The sequence below is a fragment of the Streptomyces sp. NPDC098101 genome (assembly GCF_044760185.1).
In the GTDB taxonomy this organism is placed as follows: domain Bacteria; phylum Actinomycetota; class Actinomycetes; order Streptomycetales; family Streptomycetaceae; genus Streptomyces.
This window is the reverse complement of record NZ_JBIWAS010000009.1, coordinates 30,739-49,686: the sequence shown is the minus strand read 5'-3', so window position 1 is coordinate 49,686 and position 18,948 is coordinate 30,739. Positions and strand designations below refer to the sequence as shown.

Below are 18,948 nucleotides of genomic sequence, written 5' to 3'. Positions count from 1 at the left end.
CCGGTCGGCGGAAAGTATTCCGTCGATCGGCCCCGGCCGTTGCGTGTAGCGTTTCCGGTGTCCCCGCCGAGTGGTCGGCGGGAGCACCGAACCCGAACCGGCGGGACATCCGGACACACATGTACGTGGGGACACTGTCCTTCGATCTGCTCCTGGGCGACGTACGGTCGCTGAAGGAGAAGCGCTCCGTCGTCAGGCCGATCGTCGCCGAGCTCCAGCGCAAGTTCGCGGTGAGCGCGGCGGAGGTCGGCGGCCAGGACCTCCACCGGCGGGCCGAGATCGGCGTCGCGATGGTGACGGGGGACCCGGGACACCTCAGCGACGTGCTGGACCGGTGCGAGCGGCTCGTCGCCGCCCGGCCGGAGGTGGAGCTGCTGTCGGTGCGCCGCAGGCTCCACACTGATGAAGACTGATCGAGCAAGGCGAAGAAGGAGAAGGACCAGTGGCCGACAACGCGCGGGCGAAGAAGCTGGCGGACCTCATCCGGGAGGTGGTCGCCGAGAAGCTGCAGCGCGGCATCAAGGACCCCCGCCTGGGTACGCACGTGACCATCACGGACACCCGCGTCACCGGTGACCTGCGGGAGGCCACGGTCTTCTACACGGTCTACGGCGACGACGAGGAGCGGGCGAGCGCCGCCGCCGGCCTGGAGAGCGCCAAGGGCGTCCTCCGTTCGGCCGTGGGCCGGGCCGCGGGGACCAAGTTCACCCCGACGCTGACCTTCGTGGCCGACGCCCTCCCGGAGAACGCGCGCACCATCGAGGACCTCCTCGACAAGGCGCGGGCCTCCGACGCCCAGGTGCGGGAGGCGTCCTCGGGCGCCGGTTTCGCGGGCGACGCCGACCCCTACAAGAAGCCGGGCGAGGACGAAGCCGCCGAATGAGCAACGCAGCCCCCACGCCCGACGGCCTTGTCATCGTCGACAAGCCGTCGGGCTTCACTTCGCACGACGTCGTGGCCAAGATGCGCGGGATCGCGAAGACCCGCCGCGTCGGCCACGCCGGAACGCTCGACCCCATGGCCACGGGCGTCCTCGTCCTCGGCGTGGAGCGGGCGACCAAACTCCTCGGCCACCTCGCGCTGACCGAGAAGGAGTACCTGGGCACCGTCCGCCTGGGCCAGAGCACGATCACCGACGACGCCGAGGGCGAGATCACGGCGTCGGTCGACGCGTCGAAGGTCACCCGCGAGCGGATCGACGCCGGAGTCGCGGAGCTGACCGGCGCCATCATGCAGGTGCCGTCGAAGGTCTCCGCGATCAAGATCGACGGCAAGCGGTCGTACGCGCGCGTGCGCGGCGGCGAGGAGTTCGAGATCCCGGCCCGCCCGGTCACCGTCTCCTCCTTCCACGTGTACGACGTCCGCGAGGCCGTCGCCGAGGACGGCACCCCCGTGGTCGACCTGGTCGTCTCGGTGGTCTGCTCCTCCGGTACGTACATCCGGGCGCTCGCCCGTGACCTGGGCGCCGGGCTCGGCGTGGGCGGCCATCTGACCGCGCTGCGCCGCACCCGGGTCGGCCCGTACAAGCTGGACTCGGCCAGGACCCTGGACCAGCTCCAGGAGGAGCTGACGGTCATGCCGGTCGCGGACGCGGCCTCGGCGGCGTTCCCCCGCTGGGACGTCGACGAGAAGCGGGCCCGGCTGCTGCTCAACGGCGTCCGCCTGGAGATGCCGGAGTACCCGAAGGGCCCCGTCGCGGTCTTCGGGCCGGAGGGGAAGCTGCTCGCGCTGGTCGAGGACCAGCGGGGCAAGGCGAAGAGCCTGGCCGTCTTCGGCTGAGGAGCCGACGGGCCCCGGGCCCAGGAGTGGGGCGGGTACGCGCGCGCGTACCCGCCCTACTCTCGTTCCCCCACGGCACCCTGTCCGCGAAAGTCACGGAAATTCACTCCACCGGGGAGGCGCTCGGAGCGAAAGGGGGAGTGCGAGGGGGCGCGTTCGCCCTCGCGCGCCGTCGTGCGATCGCGGGCCGCCTACCGTCGTCACCATGGGACGCGGGGACCTGGCGACGCTGGTGCGGATCTGCGATCAGGCGGGCCGGACGCGCGGCACCGGATTCCTCGCCGACCACCACGGAACGGTCGTCACCAGCCACGAAGCCGTCGACGGGCTCAGCCGCGTCCTGCTGCGCGCGCCCGGCGACCGCAGCTGGCTCGCCGAGGCCGGGGCCGTCACCGCCCTGCCCGAGAGCGGGCTCGCCCTCGTCCGCAGCGAAGGGCTCGGCGTCCGCCCCCTGCCGCTCGCGACCCGCCCCGAGATCGAGCCCGGCACCTACGTCCGGATCGAGGCCCACGGCTGGCGCGAGGCGCGCGTCCTCGGCCCCGCCACCGTCACGTACACCGCCGCCGACCGCTTCCACGACCTCGACGAGGCCCTCGAACTCGCCATCGGCACCGAGGGCGCCGAGGCGCTCCGGCGCGGCGGCCGGGCCGCGGGGAGCCCCGTCCTCGACACCGCCACCGGCACCGTCCTCGCCGTCCTCGGCACCGCCCTGCACGGCGGCCGCAGGGCCGCCGGATACGCGGTCCCGCTCCGCCCCGACGGCCCGCTCACCGCCCTGCTGCGGCGCAACGCCGCCACCGTCCCCGCCTACGGCCCCGACCTCAACCTCGCCGGGATCCTGGAGCTCACCGCCACCTCCACCGGCCCCGTACGGGACCCCGGCCCCTGGCCCGAGCCCGTCGAGCGCGCCGACTGCGCCCGCGAACTCGACCGCTTCGCCGCCGGGGACGCCCCCGTCCTCGCCCTGGTCGGCACCCCCGGCAGCGGCCGCACCACCGCCCTCGCCGCGCTCTGCGACCGCCGCGCCCGGGGGGAGGCCCCGGCCCCCACCGTCCGGCTGCGCGGCGCCGACCTGCGGGCCGAGGACCACTCCCTCGCCGACGCCGTCGGCCGCGCCCTGGACCAGGCCGGCCGCATCGTCGCCGCTTCCGGGGCCCTCGGCGACACCACCACCGCCACCCCCGAGCGGGCCGCCGCCCTCGCCCGGGAGGCCGGCCGGCCGCTCCTGGTCGTCCTCGACGGCCCCGAGGAGATGCCCCCGCTCCTCGCCCACCGGCTCCCCGCCTGGACCGCGGCCACCGAGCGGTGGCTCCGCGCCCACGGCGCCCGGCTCGCCACCGCCTGCCGCCCCGAGCACTGGGAGCGGGCGGGCGCCCTCTACGGCCCGGAGGCCCTGCACCGCCCCGCGACCGGGCACAACGGGAGCGGACTCCCGCCGGCCGTCGTCCTCGGCCCGTACACCGAGGCGGAGGCGCGGGCCGTGCGCGAGGGGTACGGGCTCCGCGGGACGGACCTCGCCGAGGCGGACGCCCGGCACCCGCTTGCCCTGCGGCTGCTGGCCGAGGTCCGGGCCGCGCTGCCCGGCGAGGTGCCGGGGCGGCCCCGCCGCGAGGAGATCTTCACCGCCCACCTCGACCTGATGTGCCTGCGGACCGCCGTCCGGATCGCCGCCGGGACCCGGCCCCTGGTCCGGGGGACCGCCGTCCGCCGGCTCGCCGCGCGCGTGACCGGCCGGGTCCACGAGGCGGCCCGCCGGTGCCTCGGCCCCGGCCACGGCGTCCTCGACCGGGCCTCCTTCGAGGAGCTGTTCCCCTGGCGGGAGGGCTGGGCCCCGGCCGTCCTCACCGAGGGCCTCCTCGTCCCGGCGGGCTCCGGCTACCGCTTCGCCCACGAGGAACTCGCCGACTGGCTCCAGGCCGCCCACCTCGACCTGGACACGGCCCTCCACGCCCTGGTCCACACCCACCACGAGAACGCCCCCGCACCCGGCGCGTCCACGGACCCGGGGGCCGTACTCGGGAACCCCGCGCCGGGTCCGGGACGCGCGCCCGGGAGCACGGGCCCGGGCCTCGGGACCGCGCCCGGCAACCCCGCCGGGGGCCTCTGGCACGTGCCCGGAAGCACTGGCTTGCCCCCCGGGCCCGTGAGCACCGGCCCAGGCGCCGGGTCGCTGCCCGGGAGCACCGCCCTGGACCTCGGGCCCGCACCGGGGGACCCCGCCCCGGGCCCAGGCCCCGCACCGGCGAGCACCGCCCCGGACTCCGGGCCCGTCCCCGGAAGCACCGCCCCGGCCGCCCCCACTGCCCCGGCCGCCCCCGGCGACCCCGCCCCCGAGGCGCCCCCCGTCCCCCGGCACCGGATCGGGCCCGTGCTCCAGGCGCTGCTCCTGGAGTACGGGGAGCGGGGTGCGGGCGGGTTCGTGCCCCGGCTCGCCGGGCTCGTCGAGGCGCTCGCGCGGTTCGCGGACGCCGGGGAGGACGGGGACGGGGCCTGGTGGGCCGCGCGGCTCCTCGGGGAGAGCCTGCGCCGGGTGCCGGACCCCCGGCCCTGCCTGCCCGTCCTGCGGCTGCTCGCCGACCGGATCGGTGCCCGCCCGGGCCGCCGCCCCGCCTTCGCCGCCTTCGGGCCGGACTTCTGGCGGGGCCTCGCCGTCGGGGAGGACGAGCGGATCGACCTGCTCCGGCGGCTGGTCACCGCCGACCCGCCGGGCGAGGACCGCTGGTTCGGCACGGTCGCGGAACTGCTCGCGGCAGACCCCCGGGGCGTCCAGCCGCTCCTGTGCCGCTGGTTCGGCGACGCCCGGCCGCTGCCCGCCGCCCCGCACGCCACCGTCGCCACCGCCGCCCAGGCCCTCCTGCACGCCCACCGGGCGCTCGCCGTCGACGACCTGTGCGAGGTGCTCGTCGCCACCGCCCACCCCCTCGCCGAGGCCCTCCTCGCCACGCTCGCCCGGGACGAGACCTCCGCCCTCTGCCGGGCCGTCGACCGCTGGGCCCACGACGACGGGCGCCCGGAGCGCCGCGCCGCGGCCGCCGCGTACGGACGGCTGGTCACCGGCCGCGCCACCGCCCCCGCCGACCGCGAGCTGCTGCGCTACGCGGCCCTCGCCCTCCTCGCCCGCCCCGCCGACCGGGCCCTGCACGGCGCCGCCCTCGGCCTCCTGATCCGCGACCCGGAGAGCCGCGGCCGCCACCTGCCCCGCGCCGCGACCGAGCCCGGCGTCCCCGTGGACGCCCTCGTCGAGGCCCTCGCCACCCACCCCGAGCAGGTCCTCGACGCCTTGCGGACCCGGCTCGACGCCCCCGGCGGGGACCCGGCCGCGATCCTCGCGGCCCTCGCCGGGGTCGACGCGCCCGCCCTCGCCCGCCGCGCCGCCGCCCTCGTCCGCGACCACGCCCTCCGCCACCCCGGGGACGCCCTCCCCGTGGCCGCCTTCGTGGACCGGCGCCTCGAAGCCGGACCCGGGGCCAGGGCGGTCCTCTTCCCCCTGACCCGCGACCTGATCCGCGACCGGTCCGTCCTCCTCCGCCGCGCCCTCGCCCCCGTGCTGGCCGCCCCCGGCACCGGCGCCTCCCGCCACCTGCGCGACGAGCTGCTCGACGTACTCCTGGAGCAGGAGGAACACGAGGGGGACGGGGCCGGGGACGGGGAGCCCTCCGTCCCGGAGGTGCTCCTGACGGCCGCCGCCGGGGAGGCCGAGCGGAACGGCGGGGCCCGCACCCGGCGGCTCACCCACCGGGCCGGCCTCCTGTGCGTCCGCACCCCCGAGGGCGCCGCACGGCTCGACCGGCTCCTCGCCGCCCTCGTCGACGAGCGGCCCTTCTTCACCGAACTCCTCTGCGGCTGGATCGTCGCCGCCCCCGGCGACTGGGCGCCGCTGCTCGGCATCGCGACCCTCGACGCGCTGCGCGGCCCCGGCACTCCCATGCCGATGCGTGCCGACGGGCGTGGGCATGGCAGTCTTAGACCTGCTTAATCGGCGAACAGGCGGACGAGGAGCGGTCACAGTGCAGCGCTGGCGTGGTTTGGAGGACATCCCCCAGGACTGGGGGCGCAGCGTCGTCACCATCGGCTCCTACGACGGGGTGCACCGAGGGCACCAGCTGATCGTCGGACGCGCCGTCGAGCGAGCCCGCGAGCTCGGCGTCCCCTCCGTCGTGGTCACCTTCGACCCGCACCCCTCCGAGGTCGTGCGGCCCGGCAGCCACCCGCCGCTGCTCGCCCCCCACCACCGGCGCGCCGAGCTGATGGCCGGGCTCGGCGTGGACGCGGTGCTCGTGCTGCCGTTCACCGCCGAGTTCTCCCAGCTCTCCCCGGCCGACTTCATCGTCAAGGTGCTCGTCGACAAGCTGCACGCCCGGGCCGTCATCGAGGGCCCCAACTTCCGCTTCGGCCACCGGGCCGCCGGAAACGTCGCCTTCCTCGCCGAGCTCGGCGCCACCTACGACTACGAGGTCGAGGTCGTCGACCTGTACGTCAGCGGCAGCGCGGGCGGCGGCGAGCCCTTCTCCTCCACCCTCACCCGCCGCCTGGTCGCCGAGGGCGACATGGCCGGGGCCGCCGAGATCCTCGGCCGCCCGCACCGCGTCGAGGGCGTCGTGGTCCGCGGCGCCCAGCGCGGCCGCGAGCTCGGCTTCCCGACCGCCAACGTCGAGACCCTGCCGCACACCGCGATCCCGGCCGACGGCGTCTACGCGGGCTGGCTGACGGCCGCCGGCGAGCGGATGCCGGCGGCCATCTCGGTCGGCACGAACCCGCAGTTCGACGGCACCGAACGGACCGTCGAGGCGTACGCGATCGACCGCGAGGGACTCGACCTGTACGGGCTGCACGTGGCCGTCGACTTCCTGGCGTACGTGCGCGGGATGCTCAAGTTCGACACCCTGGACGACCTGCTCCGGGCGATGGCGGGCGACGTGGAGCGCTGCCGCGAGCTGACCGGGGAGTACGACCGGGAGCACCCGGAGCGGGCCTGACCCGCCGGGGCGGTCAGTCCGCCTTCCCCCGCCCCGACGGCCCCCGTCCCGCCTTCTCCCGCCCCGCCCAGTGGCAGGCCACCGCGCCCGCCCCGCCGCCGGGCAGGACCGGCAGGTCCTCGCCCCGGCAGCGGTCCGCGACCTCCGCCGCCGCGCCCGAGGCGAGGACCTGGCAGCGGACGTGGAAGCGGCACCCCGAGGGGATCCGCGACGGGTCCGGGGGCTCCCCGGTCAGCACCACCGGCGCCCCCTCGGACTCCGGGAGCACCGACAACAGCGCCCGCGTGTAAGGATGCTGAGGATTCGTCAGGACGGACTCCACCGGGCCCGTCTCCACGACCCGGCCCAGGTACATCACCGCCACCCGGTCCGCGATGTTCCACGCGAGGCCCAGGTCGTGCGTCACCACGAGCGCCGACAGGCCCAGTTCGTCGCGCAGCCGCAGCAGCAGCGCCAGGATCTCGCCCCGTACGGACGCGTCCAGGGAGGCCACCGGCTCGTCCGCGACGATCAGTTCGGGCTCCAGGACCAGCGCGCCCGCGATGACCACCCGCTGCCGCTGCCCGCCGGACAGCTCGTGCGGGTAGCGCAGGAAGAAGCGCTCCGGCGGACGCAGCCCGGCCCGCGCGAGGGCCCCGGCGACGGCGGCCCGCTCGTCCCCCGCGTACCCGTGGATCCGCAGCCCCTCCGCCACCGCGTCGTACACCGTGTGCCGGGGGTTCAGCGAACCGCTCGGGTCCTGGAGGACCAGCTGCGCCCGCTTCCGGTACGACTTCAGCGCCCCGGAGGAGTACGCGAGCGGCTCCCCGTCGAAGGCGACCGTGCCCGAGGTGGGCCGGACCAGGCCGAGCAGCGAGCGGGCCAGGGTCGTCTTGCCGCAGCCCGACTCCCCGACGAGGGCCACGATCTCGCCCGCGCCGACGTCCAGGTCCACCCCGTCCACCGCCCGCGCGGGCGGCGCGCCCCGGCGTCCGGGGAAGACCACGCGCAGGTCCCGGGCCGAGAGCAGCGCCCCGGTCGCCGTCTCCGGGCGCGCGGTGGTGTCCGTACTCATGAAGCGCTCCCCACGTGCACGCAGGCGGCCCGGCGCCCCGCGCCCGCCTCCCGCAGTTCCTGGTCGAGGTCCCCGCAGGCGTCGAGCGCCACCGGACAGCGCGGGTGGAAGGTGCAGCCGCCCGGCAGGTCGGCCGGGTCCGGCGGATCGCCCGGCAGGCCGCGCGGCGCCCGCCGGGAGGCAAGGTCCCCGATGCGCGGGAACGCCGAGGACAGCGCCCGCCCGTAGGGGTGCGCGGCCGCCTCGTACACCTCCCGCGCCGGGCCCTCCTCGACGACCCGGCCCGCGTACATCACGGCGAGCCGGTCGCAGGTGTCGGCGAGGACCGCCAGGTCGTGGCTGATCATCAGGAGGCTGATGGACTGCTCGGCGACCAGGCCCTCGATCAGGCGCAGGATCTGCGCCTGGATCATCACGTCCAGGGCGGTCGTCGGCTCGTCCGCGACGATCAGCCGGGGGTCGCAGGCGAGCGCCATCGCGATCATCACGCGCTGCCGCTGCCCGCCGGACAGCTCGTGCGGATAGGCGGCGGCGCGGGCGGCGGGCAGGCCGACGTGGTCGAGCAGCTCGCCGACCCGCTTGCGGGCCGCCGCCGGGGTCGCCCGGCCGTGCACCAGCAGCGGCTCCGCGATCTGGTCCCCGATCCGGTGCACCGCGTTCAGCGAGTGCATCGCGCCCTGGAAGACGATCGACGCGCCCGCCCAGCGCACGGCCCGCAGCCGTCCCCACGACATCGCGAGGACGTCCTCGCCGTCGAGCAGGATCTCGCCCTCCAGGCGCGCCGACGCCGGGAGCAGCCGGAGCAGCGCGAGCGCGAGCGTGGACTTGCCGCAGCCGGACTCCCCGGCCACGCCCAGCTTGGTGCCCGCCTCCAGGGTCAGGTCGACCCCGCGCACGGCGGGCACGGCCGCCGGGCCCGAGCCGTACGTCACCCTGAGGCCGCGTACTTCCAGGAGGCTCATCGCCCCACCCCCAGCTTCGGGTTGAGCACGGACTCGACGGCCCGGCCGCACAGCGTGAAGGCGAGCGCCACCAGGGCGATCGCGATCCCGGGCGGGGCCAGGTACCACCAGTGCCCGGAGGAGACCGCGCCGGCCTCCCGGGCGTCCTGGAGCATCCCGCCCCAGGAGACCACCGTCGGGTCGCCCAGGCCGAGGAAGGCGAGGGTGGCCTCGGTGAGGATGGCGGTCGAGATGCCGAGCGTGGTCTGCGCGAGGACCAGCGGCATCACGTTCGGCAGCACGTGCCGGGTCATGACGTGCCGGTGGCCGCCGCCGAGCGCGGTCGCCCGCTCGATGTACGGACGGGACTCCACCGCGATGGTCTGCGCCCGCACCAGACGGGCGGTGGTCGGCCACGAGGTCACCCCGATGGCCAGGACCACCGTCCACATCGAGCGGGACATGACGGTGGCGAGCACGATCGCCAGGACGAGCGTCGGCATCACCAGGAACCAGTCGGTGATCCGCATGACGACGGTCGAGAACCAGCCGCCGTAGTGCCCGGCGACGACCCCCACCAGGGTGCCGATGGCGACCGAGAGGGCCGCCGCGAGCAGGCCGACGAGCAGCGAGATCCGCGCGCCCCAGATCAGCAGCCCGAGCAGCGAGCGCCCGAACTGGTCGGTGCCGAGCGGGAACTCGGCGCTCGGGGACTCCAGGGCCGTGCCCGGCGCCGCCGTCACCGACTGCACGTCGGCGCCGACGAGCAGCGGGGCGGCGAGCGCGAGCAGGGCGATCAGGACGAGCCCGGCGAGACCGTAGAGGCCGGCCCGGTGGGTGCGGTACCGCTTCCAGAAGCGGACCGCCGAGGCCTTGCGGCGCTGCCGGGCGAGGGAGGCCGCCGAGGGCGGCTTCCGCGCGGGTTCCGGGACGGCGGGAGGGGGTTCCAGGGGCTCCGGCGCGGGCGTCGCGGAGGTCGTGGAGGAGGTCATCGGCCCACCCGGGGATCGAGCAGCGGATAGAGCAGGTCGGCGAGCAGGTTCATCAGGATCATCGCTCCGGCGAAGACCACGAACAGGCCCTGCACGAGCGGCAGGTCGGGCACACTGAGCGCCTGGTAGAAGAGCCCGCCGAGCCCCGGCCAGGAGAACACCGTCTCCACCAGGATCGAGCCCGCCGCCACGTGGCCCAGATTGATGAAGATCATGGTCACGGTCGGGAGCAGCGCGTTCGGCACGGCGTGCTTGCGGCGCACGGCGTCGTCGCGCAGCCCCTTGGCCCGCGCCGTCGTCAGGTAGTCGCCGCCCATCTCGTCCAGGAGCGAGGAGCGCATCACGAGCAGCGTCTGCGCGTAGCCGACCGCCACCAGGGTCACCACCGGCAGGACCAGGTGGTGGGCGACGTCCAGGACGTACGCGAAGCCGGTCTCGCCCGTGCCCGACTCCATGCCGCCGGTCGGGAAGAGCCCCGGGACCGGGCCCGCGCCGACGGAGAAGACGATGATGAGGAGCAGCCCGAGCCAGAAGGACGGCACCGACCACAGGGTCAGCGCGACCCCGGTGTTCAGCTTGTCCCCGAGGCCGCCGTGGCGCCAGGCCGAGCGGGTGCCGAGCCACAGCCCGAGCGCCGAGTAGATCACCACGGCGACCCCGGTGAGCAGCAGCGTCGCCGGGAGCTTCTCCCAGATCAGCTCCCCGACGGGGGCGCGGAACTGGAACGAGGTGCCGAGGTCGCCCGTCAGGGCCTTCGCGCAGTAGTCGGTGAACTGCTGCCAGAGCGGCAGGTCGAGCCCGAACTGCCTTCTCAGCGTCGCCAGTTGCTCGGCCGAGGTGGGCAGGCCGTGGGTCATCGCCTTCACCGGGTCCCCGGGGATGATCCGGAACAGGAAGAAGCTGGTGACGAGCACGGCGAAGAGCGAGACGAGCGCGCCGCCCAGCTTCCCCGCCGCGTGGCGGAGGTAACCGGAGGCGGCGCCGGTGCGGGACGCGCCGTCCGTGGTGCGGGCCGGGTCGGCCCGCACCACGTCGGCGGGGGTGCTGGTCGTCGTCACGGACTACTCGCGGTCGTCGGCGGTGGACCGGCGGCGCAGACCGAGCAGGACGCCGAGGCCGACCACGACCACCACGGCCGCGCCGATGCCGACGATCACCCCGGTGGAGGAGCCGCCGCTCTCGGACCCGCCGGAGGCGGAGGCCGCGGGGACGGCCGACCACCAGCTCCAGTAGCCGTCCTGGCCCCACAGGTTCCCGGCTGCCTCGGGCATGGTCGTGATGGACGCGATCTGGTCCGTGCGGTACGCCTCCAGGGCGTTCGGATAGGCCATGACGTTCATGTACCCCGTGTCGTACAGGCGGGACTGCATCCGCTTCACCAGATCCGCCCGCTTGGCCGTGTCGTACTCCACCGCCTGCTGCGCGTAGAGCCCGTCGAACTCCTTGTCGCAGATGAAGTTGTCGGTGGCCCCGCTGTCCTTCGGGGTGGCCGGGAGGGCGCCGCAGGTGTGGATGGAGAGGACGTAGTCCGGGTCGGGGTTGACCGACCAGCCGTCGAAGGCGAGGTCGTAGTCGCCCTTCACCCACGGGTCCGAGACGCTGTCCAGACACTCGACCTCCAGGCCGATGCCGAGCTCGCCCCACCACTCCTGGAGGTACTTGCCGACCGCCTTGTCGTTGGGGTCGGTGGCGTGGCAGAGGATCCGGAAGTCCAGCGGCTTCCCGTCCTTGCCCGCCCGCTTGCCGTCGGCGTTCTTCCGGTACCCGGCGGCGTCGAGGACCCTGGCCGCCTCCTCCGGGTCGTACGTCCGCTTCTGGTCCCCGTCGGGCCGCCAGAAGTACGAGCCGAAGCGGGGCGGGATGTATCCCTCGCCCTCGACGGCGTGGCCCTGGAAGACCTTGTCGACGAGGGTGGCGCGGTCGACCGCGAGGAAGAGCGCCTTGCGCACCGCCGGGTCGAGCAGCGCCTTGTGCCCGTTGCCGAAGGTCCTGCCGTCCTGCGCCCGGGCGCCCGGGTTGGTGGCGAGGGCGAAGAAGCGGCGGCCGGGGGCGTCGTTGACCTTGACGTTCTTCTGGGTCTTCAGCGCGTCGGCCTGGGCCGGCGTCAGGTTCGGTACGAAGGACACCTCGCCCTTCTGGAGGGCGGCGACGGCGGCGTCCCCGTCCTTGTAGTACTTGAAGACCAGCTCGTCGAACTTGGGGGCGCCCCGCCAGAACTTCTTGTTCGGCTTGAGCTTGATGTACTGGTCGACCTTGTAGTCGGTGATGACGAAGGGCCCGTTGCCCACGATGGGGAACTGCTGGTCGTTGTTGAACTTCGAGAAGTCGCCGACCTTCTCCCAGACGTGCTTCGGCACGATCGGCACGTCGAGCGCGGTCATCGTCGCCTGGGGCTTCTTCAGCTTGACGACGAGGGTCTGCGGGTCGGGCGCGGTGACCTTCTCGAAGTTGGCCGTGAAGCTGCCGTTGGCGGTGGCGGCGTTCGGGTCGGTCATCATCTTGTTGAAGGTCCAGGCCGCGTCCGCGGCGGTGGCCTGCGTCCCGTCCGACCAGAACGAGTCCCCGCGGATCGTGTACGTCCACGTCAGCTTGTCGGGCGAGGGCTTCCACGCGGTCGCCAGACCCGGGACCGTACGGGCGTCCTTCGGGTCGTAGTTCGTCAGGTACTCGTAGGCCAGGCGGTGGATGCTCGTCGAGGTGAGCTTCTGGGCGAGGAACGGGCTCAGCGAGTCGATGCTCTGCGAGACCGCCACCGTGAGGGTGGTGCCTCCGGACTTCCCGTCCTCCGCCTGCGCGGTGCCGGGGACGACGACGAGCGAGGTGGCGGCGACGCCGGAGGCGAGCAGGAGCCGGAGGGCTCCGCGGGCTCTGCGCGCGGGCGCGGGACGGGGTGGAACCTTCGTGACCATGACCATGGGACGTGACCTCGCGTCGGAGTTTCTGTCGTGGATCTTGGGCTGACGGTGAGTGAAGCGAAGGTGTATCAGCGGTGGTCTGCCGTCGTCAACGATGACTCAAACCCCTTGTGGACTGCGGGAACGCCAAGAGGCTCCGTATCGGATGACCGATACGGAGCCTCATTGGTCTACTCCTGTGAAGCCCTACTGCTGAGGGGCTGGCGGCGCCTGCGGAGGGGCCTGCGGGCCGGCCTGCGGGGGCAGCGGCTGTCCGGCGTGCCGCTCGGGAAGCTCCTGCGACGGAGCCTGCGCCGGGGCCTGCGCCGGGGCCTGCTGCTGCTGCCAGGCCGGGGGCACGCCGGGAACGCCGGGCTGTCCGGAATGCGCCGGGTAGGGCTGACCGGGGTACGGCGCCTGGGGCGCGTACGGCTGACCGGGTGCGGGGTGGCCGGGCGGGGTCTGTGCGGGTACGGGCTGACCGGGGTTCGGCTGACCGGGTACGTGCTGGCCGGGGTTCGGCTGGGCCGGGGCGAACTGACCGGGCATCGGGCCGGGGCCCTGTCCCGGCGCCGGGTACGCCTGCGGGGGATAGGGCTGGCCGGGCTGGGGCGCCTGGGGGGTGTACGGCTGACCGGGGGAGGGCTGACCGGGCGCGAACTGCCCCGGGGGGAACTGTCCGGGGAGCGGCTGGCCGTGCTGTCCGGGCCGGCCGTGTGCTTCAGGCTGTCCCTGCGTGAACTGACCGGGGACCGGCTGTCCCGCGTACGGCTGACCGGGAACAGGCTGACCGGGGACGGGCTGTCCCGCGTACGGCTGTCCGGGGTACGGCTGCCCCGGGCCCGGTTGGCCGGGCATCGGCGGGGCCATGTGCGGAGGCACCGCCCCCTGGCCGTCGCCGGTCCACAGGCCCTGCGCCTGCTGCGCCCGTACGAAGTCCTCGGCCACCATCGCCGACAGGTGGAAGTACGCCTCGCGGGTCTTCGGCCGCATCATGTCGAGGTCGACCTCGGCGCCGGCCGCCAGGTGCTCGTCGAAGGGCACGACCACGACCCCGCGGCAGCGGGTCTGGAAGTGCTGCACGATGTCCTCGACCTTGATCATCTTGCCGGTCTCGCGGACGCCGGAGATGACGGTGATGGAGCGCTGCACCAGGTCCGCGTAGCCGTGCGCGGAGAGCCAGTCCAGGGTGGTCGACGCGCTGGAGGCGCCGTCCACGGAGGGGGTCGAGATGATGATGAGCTGGTCGGCGAGGTCGAGCACCCCGCGCATCGCGCTGTAGAGCAGGCCCGTGCCCGAGTCGGTGAGGATGATCGGGTACTGCTTGCCCAGGACGTCGATCGCCCGCCGGTAGTCCTCGTCGTTGAAGGTCGTCGAGACGGCCGGGTCCACGTCGTTGGCGAGGATCTCCAGACCCGAGGGCGCCTGCGAGGTGAACCGGCGGATGTCCATGTACGAGTTGAGGTACGGGATCGCCTGCACCAGGTCGCGGATGGTCGCCCCGGTCTCGCGCCGCACCCGGCGGCCGAGGGTGCCGGCGTCCGGGTTGGCGTCGATCGCCAGGATCTTGTCCTGCCGCTCGGTCGCCAGGGTCGCGCCGAGCGCGGTGGTCGTCGTGGTCTTGCCGACGCCGCCCTTGAGCGAGATGACCGCGATCCGGTAGCAGGAGAGGACCGGCGTCCGGATCAGGTCCAGCTTCCGCTGCCGCTCCGCCTCCTCCTTCTTGCCGCCGATCTTGAAGCGGGAGGCGGCGCCGGGGGTGCGGCTGGACTTGGGCTTCTGCTTGTTGTTGCGGAGCAGTCGGTCGGAGGAGAGCTCGACGGCCGCGTTGTAGCCGAGCGGGGCGCCCGGCACGGACCGCTCGCGCTGGTCGTGCGTCACGGGCGAGGGCCAGGCGGCACCGGTCCGGGGGTCGACGGGCTGCTGCGCGTCGTAGGGGGACGGGGACTGCGGCTGCTGCGGCTGCGCAGGGGCCTGGGGCTGGGCCTGGGGAGCCTGCGCGGGTACGGCGCCGGGGTGCGGGTAGCCGTATCCGCCCTGCTCCTGGGCCTGCGGCGGCACGCCGCCGGGCTGCTGCGGATAGCCGTAACCGGGCTGCTGCGGGGGAGTCCCGGGGTGCGGGAAGCCGTAACCGCCCTGCGGGGCCGGGTGCTGGGGTGCCTGGGGAGGCTGCGGGGCCTGCGGGTAGCCGTACCCGCCGGGTTCCTGGGCCTGCGGCGGCACGGGGCCGGGCGGCGCGGCGGGCGCTGCCGCGGGCGACGGCCAGGGGGCGGTGGGCGGCAGCGGCGCGGCCGGGGGCACCGGCTGGGCCCCGGCGACCGGCGGCGCGGGCCACTGCTGCGCGGGCGCGGGCGCGGCGGGCTGGAACGACGGCGGCAGCGGGGGCAGTCCGGGCGCGACCCCGGGCTGCGGGCCGGGCGCCGGAGGGGCCTCGGGCGCCGGGGCGCTCTCGGCGGGGGCGCCACCGGAGGAAGTACCGCCGGGCGGGGTGCCCTCGGAGGAAGTGCCGACAGGTGAGGAAACCCCCTCGACGGAAACGCCCTCGACGGAAGCGGCATCGGGGGAAGCGTCGTCGGCGGCCGGGCCGGCCTCGTCGCGGGCCTCGCCCGGGGCGGAGTCCGTCACGTCCTCGTCGTCCCGGTCCGCCGGGGCCGTCGTGCCCTCGCCGTCCCCGGAGACCTGTCCGGACGGAGCGACGGCGTCATCGGCCGGCTCCTCCCGTACCGCGTCGGGGGTCGTGTCGGCCTCGGGCCGGTCGTCCGTACCAACGGAACCGGAACCGGAACCGCCACCCGAACCGGCACCGGCACCGGGCGACGGCTCGGCGGCCGGACCCGCCGACGGTGCCGCCGACGCCGTCGGCGCGGAGCCCGCGTCCGGAGAATCCGCCGGGGTCCCGTCCCCGCCGTCCGCCGACGCGGCCCGCGCCGCCGCCGCGCGCTCCGCGATCTCCTCCATTTCCCGCCGCATCGTCACGGGGGAGAACCGCATGGTCGCGCCGCTCTCCAGATCGCCGCCGCCGAAGGGCTGCGAGGACGCTTCGACCGGCGGGGGCGGGGCCGGGGCGGCCGGCATGGTGGCGGGCGGCACGGGAACGGCCGGCGGGTTCGGCTGGAAGCCGCTTCCGGCGGGCAGGCCGGGCACGGCGACCGGCGCGCCCGTCGGCGGCGGCGGATACTGCTGTCCGGCGACCGCGCCGGAGGCTTCGCCCGACGCGCTCTGCGCGTACCAGGCGGGCGGCGTGTAGTCGATGGTGAACTCGCCCGTGAGCTCCACGGGGTCCACGTCGGAATCGTCGGCAGGAGGGTTCCAGCCCCCGTGGATGTCGTCCCGATCGCCGCTCACTCTTGCCTCCTGGTGTGGTCGAGCACCCTTGTGCCGTCGTGGGTGGGGGCCACCGTTCACTTCCGATGGGCCCGGCTCTCCCCCTGGAGCACGGCGGACGGGTCCGAGGGTTCTCCTGCCGTGCCCCGACCCAGCCTAATCGCCCGCGCCACCGCCGCGGCAGGCCCGTCCGCCCCCGTCCGCACCCCCGCGCCCCGAGGTGCCCCGAAGTGACGCGGGTACGGCGGAGCGTGAGGGAGAAACCGGGCAAAGTGGTACGACCGCGCACGATTTCGGGCCCGTGACGACGGACCGGCGGCCGTGGGCCCCTTCGGCCGCACGACCGCCGGTCCGCGGAACCGTCCGGAGACCGCCGGAACTCCCCGGCTCCCGAACGCCCCGACGCCTCAGCGGAGGTCGAACTCCCCGTCCCGCGCGCCCAGTACGAAGGCCCGCCACTCGGCCTCGGTGTACCGCAGCACGGTGTCGTGGTCCAGCGAGGAACGCATGGCGACGCCTCCGCCCGGCAGATGGGCGATCTCGACGCGCTCCTCGTCCGGGCTGGTGCCCGGGGCGCCCTGCCATTCGACGCCGGAGATGTCGAGGGCGTACAGCTCGTCCTTTTCCTGCGCGCTCCCCATGGGGATTCCTTTCGCTCGCGGCCGGCGGAACGGCCCACGTCCCGCACGGTGCCGGGCCGTTCGCCGTGGCCCGGCGGTCACCGGGGCCATAGTAGGCAGCCCGGGTTCCGGGCGGGGGCGGTTCGGCCGCCCGCTCACCCGGTGGTGGCTCAGTCCATCCGGCGGGCGGTCCCGAGCAGGCCCGCCTCCGCGTCCGTGGGGCTCGTCATGACCCACTGCCGCTCCCCGCCGGAGGACCAGAGCGTCACCCCGTCCGCCAGCGTCGGCAGCGCCTCGACCTCGCCCCGCGTCAGCCCCAGGATGGTGCCGATCTGCTGCGCCTCCTGCGGGGAGACCCGCTGGACGCCCACGAGCGTCGCGGACCGCATGAGGCGCGGTGCCACCGGGCTGAGGTAGGGGAGGAGGGTCAGCACCGACTGCCAGGGGGAGGAGACGACGCGTCCGCGCGGCGGCCGCATCCCGCAGTCGCGCACCACCACGGCGGGACTGCCGACGGTCGCGCCCAGCGGCGGCACCCGCCCCACGTCGTGGAGGGTGATGCACTCCAGGCCCGCCCCGGCCGCCTGCGCCAGGCCGACCCACCCGTGCGGCCGCCCGGTCTCCACGACCACGCGCGCCCCGGTGCCGGCCGCGCGCAGCGCCAGCACCTGCGCCGTCCACAGGCCGCCGATGAGAAGTACGTCGTACGGCGTCGAGCGGTGGAACCCCACCAGCTGCGACCGCCCCTCGGCGTCCTCGCCGATGACCACGCCGTCGTCGCCCACGGGCAGGGACAGGGCGGAGAGGTGGTCCGCGGGCAGGGTGTGCCCCGCCTGCCGCGGGCCGATCAGACCACGCGGCCGGCTCTGCTTCCGGCCACGTCCGATCATCGGGCGCCTCCCAGCGGCATCGTCGCCAGTACGCCCGGCAGTTGTTCGCGGTCCAGGCGCAGCAGGCCGACCTTCGCGGCGCGCGCCGCCTGTTCCAGGGTCCGGCGCACCCGGACCAGTTCGTTGTCGGAGCCGCCGGTGACCCGCACGTGGCCGTCGAGGTCCATGGCGCCCTGGCGGGTGCCGCGCCGGACGGTGAGGCTGAACGTCGTGGCGTACGCCGGTACGGAGGTCAGCAGCGAGACCAGCCGGGGCAGCGGCGTCGCCCCCCGCCCCAGCTCGGGCCAGCGGCCGATCGCGTACGTGGTGTGCCAGCGGTCGTCGCACCGCCAGACCCGGGAGGTCTCGGCCGTCCGCCGCTGCGGGGCCGCGTCGGGCCGGCCCGCGCGGGCGACGGCGCGCGGGTTCGTGCAGACCGCCGTGGCGATGGTGGAGTTGAGCTCCTCCTGGTCCATCACGGTGGCCTGGAAACCCGCGCCCGTGATGCGGCTGGCCAGGTGGTCGGCGATCCGCACCAGACAGCGCTGCGCGCCCTCCAGCCCGCCGCCGCGGGCCTCCACGGCCTCCCGGCACAGCTCCGGGTCCAGCTTCACGGCCACCCAGGTCAGCCGCAGCGCGGGGGCGCCGGTCCGCTCCTGGAGCGGGGCGTACGAGAGCCGGGCCACGGCCTGCTGGGGAAGGTGGAGGGCCGGGGCCGGGCGCACCTGCTGCACCAGCTGCACCGACTCCACCACGATGTCGTCGACCTCCAGGGCGCCGCCCAGGACGGAGAGCGGGAAGGCGCGCGCGCCGAAGACCGGACGCAGCGCCGAGCCGCTCGCCTCGACGCGCAGCACGGCGGTCAGGAAGGTGCCGTCGCCCAACATGCCGACGGTGCGGTGGTTGCGGTCGACGTAGGGCGAGGCGCGGAAGCCCGGCACGTTCTCGCCCACCGGGGCGAGGGCGGGGTCCGCGTCGACCGCGGCGGGGGCGGCGGCGCTCCGGCGCGCGCGGAGCGCGAGCACGGTCCCCAGCCAGTCCTGCACGGCCTGCCCCCGGCGGCGTATGACGGCCAGCAGGACCAGGACGCCGGCGACCACACAGGTGGGCACGAGCCAGAGGCCGCCCATCACCAGGCCGACCGCCACGAGGGCCAGCGCCGACTCCACCAGGACGAGTTGCCGCAGCTGGAACGGACCCACGCGGCCGGCGCGCGACAGCGGGCGGGGGGTGGTGGTCGCGGGGACGCCCCGGGGGGCGGCCGTCGTTCGAACGTCGCCCCGGTCATTGCTGCGTTGCCGTCGGGAAGTTCCGGGTGCCGGGTCGCCGGCCTGCCCGTGCCGTGCACGCGTCGCCGTACCCGTCGCCACGTTGCCCCCTCGTGTCCGTAATAGCCGAATTCCCATGGGCGTTGACTGGGCGATCACCCTACCTGAGCAGTGGGACGCAAGCGCCGACAGGCATAGTAGGGGGCGGCGGGACGGCTGACCGGGCCCGTG

Annotated in this window: 14 protein-coding genes; 5 read left to right on the top strand and 9 right to left on the bottom strand. The window is 75.2% G+C overall.

All coding sequences use genetic code 11. The features are described 5' to 3' along the window. Positions 1-119 precede the first annotated feature (119 nt). The 5 genes from ACIQVI_RS30505 to ACIQVI_RS30485 all read left to right on the top strand — a co-directional run bounded on the left by ACIQVI_RS30505 (position 120) and on the right by ACIQVI_RS30485 (position 6,755). Positions 120-413, top strand: coding sequence for a DUF503 domain-containing protein (locus tag ACIQVI_RS30505; RefSeq protein ID WP_030217805.1), 294 nt, complete (start codon positions 120-122; stop codon positions 411-413). 29 nt (positions 414-442) lie between these two features. Next, a complete protein-coding gene (rbfA, locus tag ACIQVI_RS30500) occupies positions 443-883 on the top strand; it encodes a 30S ribosome-binding factor RbfA (protein ID WP_053643343.1) in 441 nt (146 codons plus the stop codon). Continuing rightward, the gene (truB, locus tag ACIQVI_RS30495) at positions 880-1,779 is read left to right on the top strand and encodes a tRNA pseudouridine(55) synthase TruB (RefSeq protein ID WP_403601725.1); all 900 of its coding nucleotides are present in this window, start codon (positions 880-882) and stop codon (positions 1,777-1,779) included. The genes rbfA and truB overlap by 4 nt, the downstream gene beginning before the upstream one ends. A 205-nt stretch (positions 1,780-1,984) precedes the next feature. Next, positions 1,985-5,755 (top strand): trypsin-like peptidase domain-containing protein, encoded by a 3,771-nt coding sequence (locus tag ACIQVI_RS30490; RefSeq protein WP_403601722.1) that lies wholly within the window; start codon positions 1,985-1,987, stop codon positions 5,753-5,755. 31 nt (positions 5,756-5,786) lie between these two features. Beyond that, positions 5,787-6,755, top strand: coding sequence for a bifunctional riboflavin kinase/FAD synthetase (locus ACIQVI_RS30485; RefSeq protein WP_161371341.1), 969 nt, complete (start codon positions 5,787-5,789; stop codon positions 6,753-6,755). A 13-nt stretch (positions 6,756-6,768) separates the two neighbouring features. Here ACIQVI_RS30485 and ACIQVI_RS30480 read toward each other — a convergent pair whose 3' ends face one another. From ACIQVI_RS30480 to eccE, 9 genes are all read right to left on the bottom strand, one after another. After that, positions 6,769-7,809, bottom strand: a complete 1,041-nt coding sequence (locus ACIQVI_RS30480; protein ID WP_403601719.1) for an ABC transporter ATP-binding protein — start codon at positions 7,807-7,809, stop codon at positions 6,769-6,771. After that, entirely contained in the window at positions 7,806-8,771 is a 966-nt protein-coding gene (locus ACIQVI_RS30475) for an ABC transporter ATP-binding protein (protein WP_351973435.1), read from the bottom strand. Before ACIQVI_RS30475 ends, ACIQVI_RS30480 begins: the two co-directional genes overlap by 4 nt. Further along, positions 8,768-9,742, bottom strand: a complete 975-nt coding sequence (locus ACIQVI_RS30470; RefSeq protein WP_351973434.1) for an ABC transporter permease — start codon at positions 9,740-9,742, stop codon at positions 8,768-8,770. Before ACIQVI_RS30470 ends, ACIQVI_RS30475 begins: the two co-directional genes overlap by 4 nt. Then, complete coding sequence (locus tag ACIQVI_RS30465) at positions 9,739-10,800, bottom strand: ABC transporter permease (RefSeq protein ID WP_403601715.1); 1,062 nt, start codon at positions 10,798-10,800, stop codon at positions 9,739-9,741. The genes ACIQVI_RS30470 and ACIQVI_RS30465 overlap by 4 nt, the downstream gene beginning before the upstream one ends. A gap of 3 nt (positions 10,801-10,803) precedes the next feature. After that, positions 10,804-12,651: an ABC transporter substrate-binding protein gene (locus ACIQVI_RS30460; RefSeq protein ID WP_403601938.1), complete on the bottom strand. Its 1,848-nt coding sequence runs from the start codon at positions 12,649-12,651 to the stop codon at positions 10,804-10,806. A 192-nt stretch (positions 12,652-12,843) separates the two neighbouring features. Next, positions 12,844-15,981, bottom strand: a complete 3,138-nt coding sequence (locus ACIQVI_RS30455) for an SCO5717 family growth-regulating ATPase (protein WP_403601712.1) — start codon at positions 15,979-15,981, stop codon at positions 12,844-12,846. 386 nt (positions 15,982-16,367) lie between these two features. Beyond that, positions 16,368-16,601: a DUF397 domain-containing protein gene (locus tag ACIQVI_RS30450; protein ID WP_053643325.1), complete on the bottom strand. Its 234-nt coding sequence runs from the start codon at positions 16,599-16,601 to the stop codon at positions 16,368-16,370. Between the two features lie 149 nt (positions 16,602-16,750). Continuing rightward, complete coding sequence (locus ACIQVI_RS30445; protein ID WP_121830590.1) at positions 16,751-17,470, bottom strand: hypothetical protein; 720 nt, start codon at positions 17,468-17,470, stop codon at positions 16,751-16,753. Next, entirely contained in the window at positions 17,467-18,855 is a 1,389-nt protein-coding gene (gene eccE / locus ACIQVI_RS30440; RefSeq protein ID WP_403601934.1) for a type VII secretion protein EccE, read from the bottom strand. The genes ACIQVI_RS30445 and eccE overlap by 4 nt, the downstream gene beginning before the upstream one ends. Positions 18,856-18,948: the final 93 nt, after the last annotated feature.

Coding starts and splice junctions, on each gene's coding strand:
- ACIQVI_RS30445 (WP_121830590.1), bottom strand. CDS start 17,470: ATGATCGGACGTGGCCGGAAGCAGAGCCGGCCGCGTGGTCTGATCGGC.
- ACIQVI_RS30505 (WP_030217805.1), top strand. CDS start 120: ATGTACGTGGGGACACTGTCCTTCGATCTGCTCCTGGGCGACGTACGG.
- ACIQVI_RS30460 (WP_403601938.1), bottom strand. CDS start 12,651: ATGGTCACGAAGGTTCCACCCCGTCCCGCGCCCGCGCGCAGAGCCCGC.
- ACIQVI_RS30490 (WP_403601722.1), top strand. CDS start 1,985: ATGGGACGCGGGGACCTGGCGACGCTGGTGCGGATCTGCGATCAGGCG.
- ACIQVI_RS30470 (WP_351973434.1), bottom strand. CDS start 9,742: ATGACCTCCTCCACGACCTCCGCGACGCCCGCGCCGGAGCCCCTGGAA.
- eccE (WP_403601934.1), bottom strand. CDS start 18,855: ATGGGAATTCGGCTATTACGGACACGAGGGGGCAACGTGGCGACGGGT.
- truB (WP_403601725.1), top strand. CDS start 880: ATGAGCAACGCAGCCCCCACGCCCGACGGCCTTGTCATCGTCGACAAG.
- ACIQVI_RS30450 (WP_053643325.1), bottom strand. CDS start 16,601: ATGGGGAGCGCGCAGGAAAAGGACGAGCTGTACGCCCTCGACATCTCC.
- ACIQVI_RS30480 (WP_403601719.1), bottom strand. CDS start 7,809: ATGAGTACGGACACCACCGCGCGCCCGGAGACGGCGACCGGGGCGCTG.
- ACIQVI_RS30475 (WP_351973435.1), bottom strand. CDS start 8,771: ATGAGCCTCCTGGAAGTACGCGGCCTCAGGGTGACGTACGGCTCGGGC.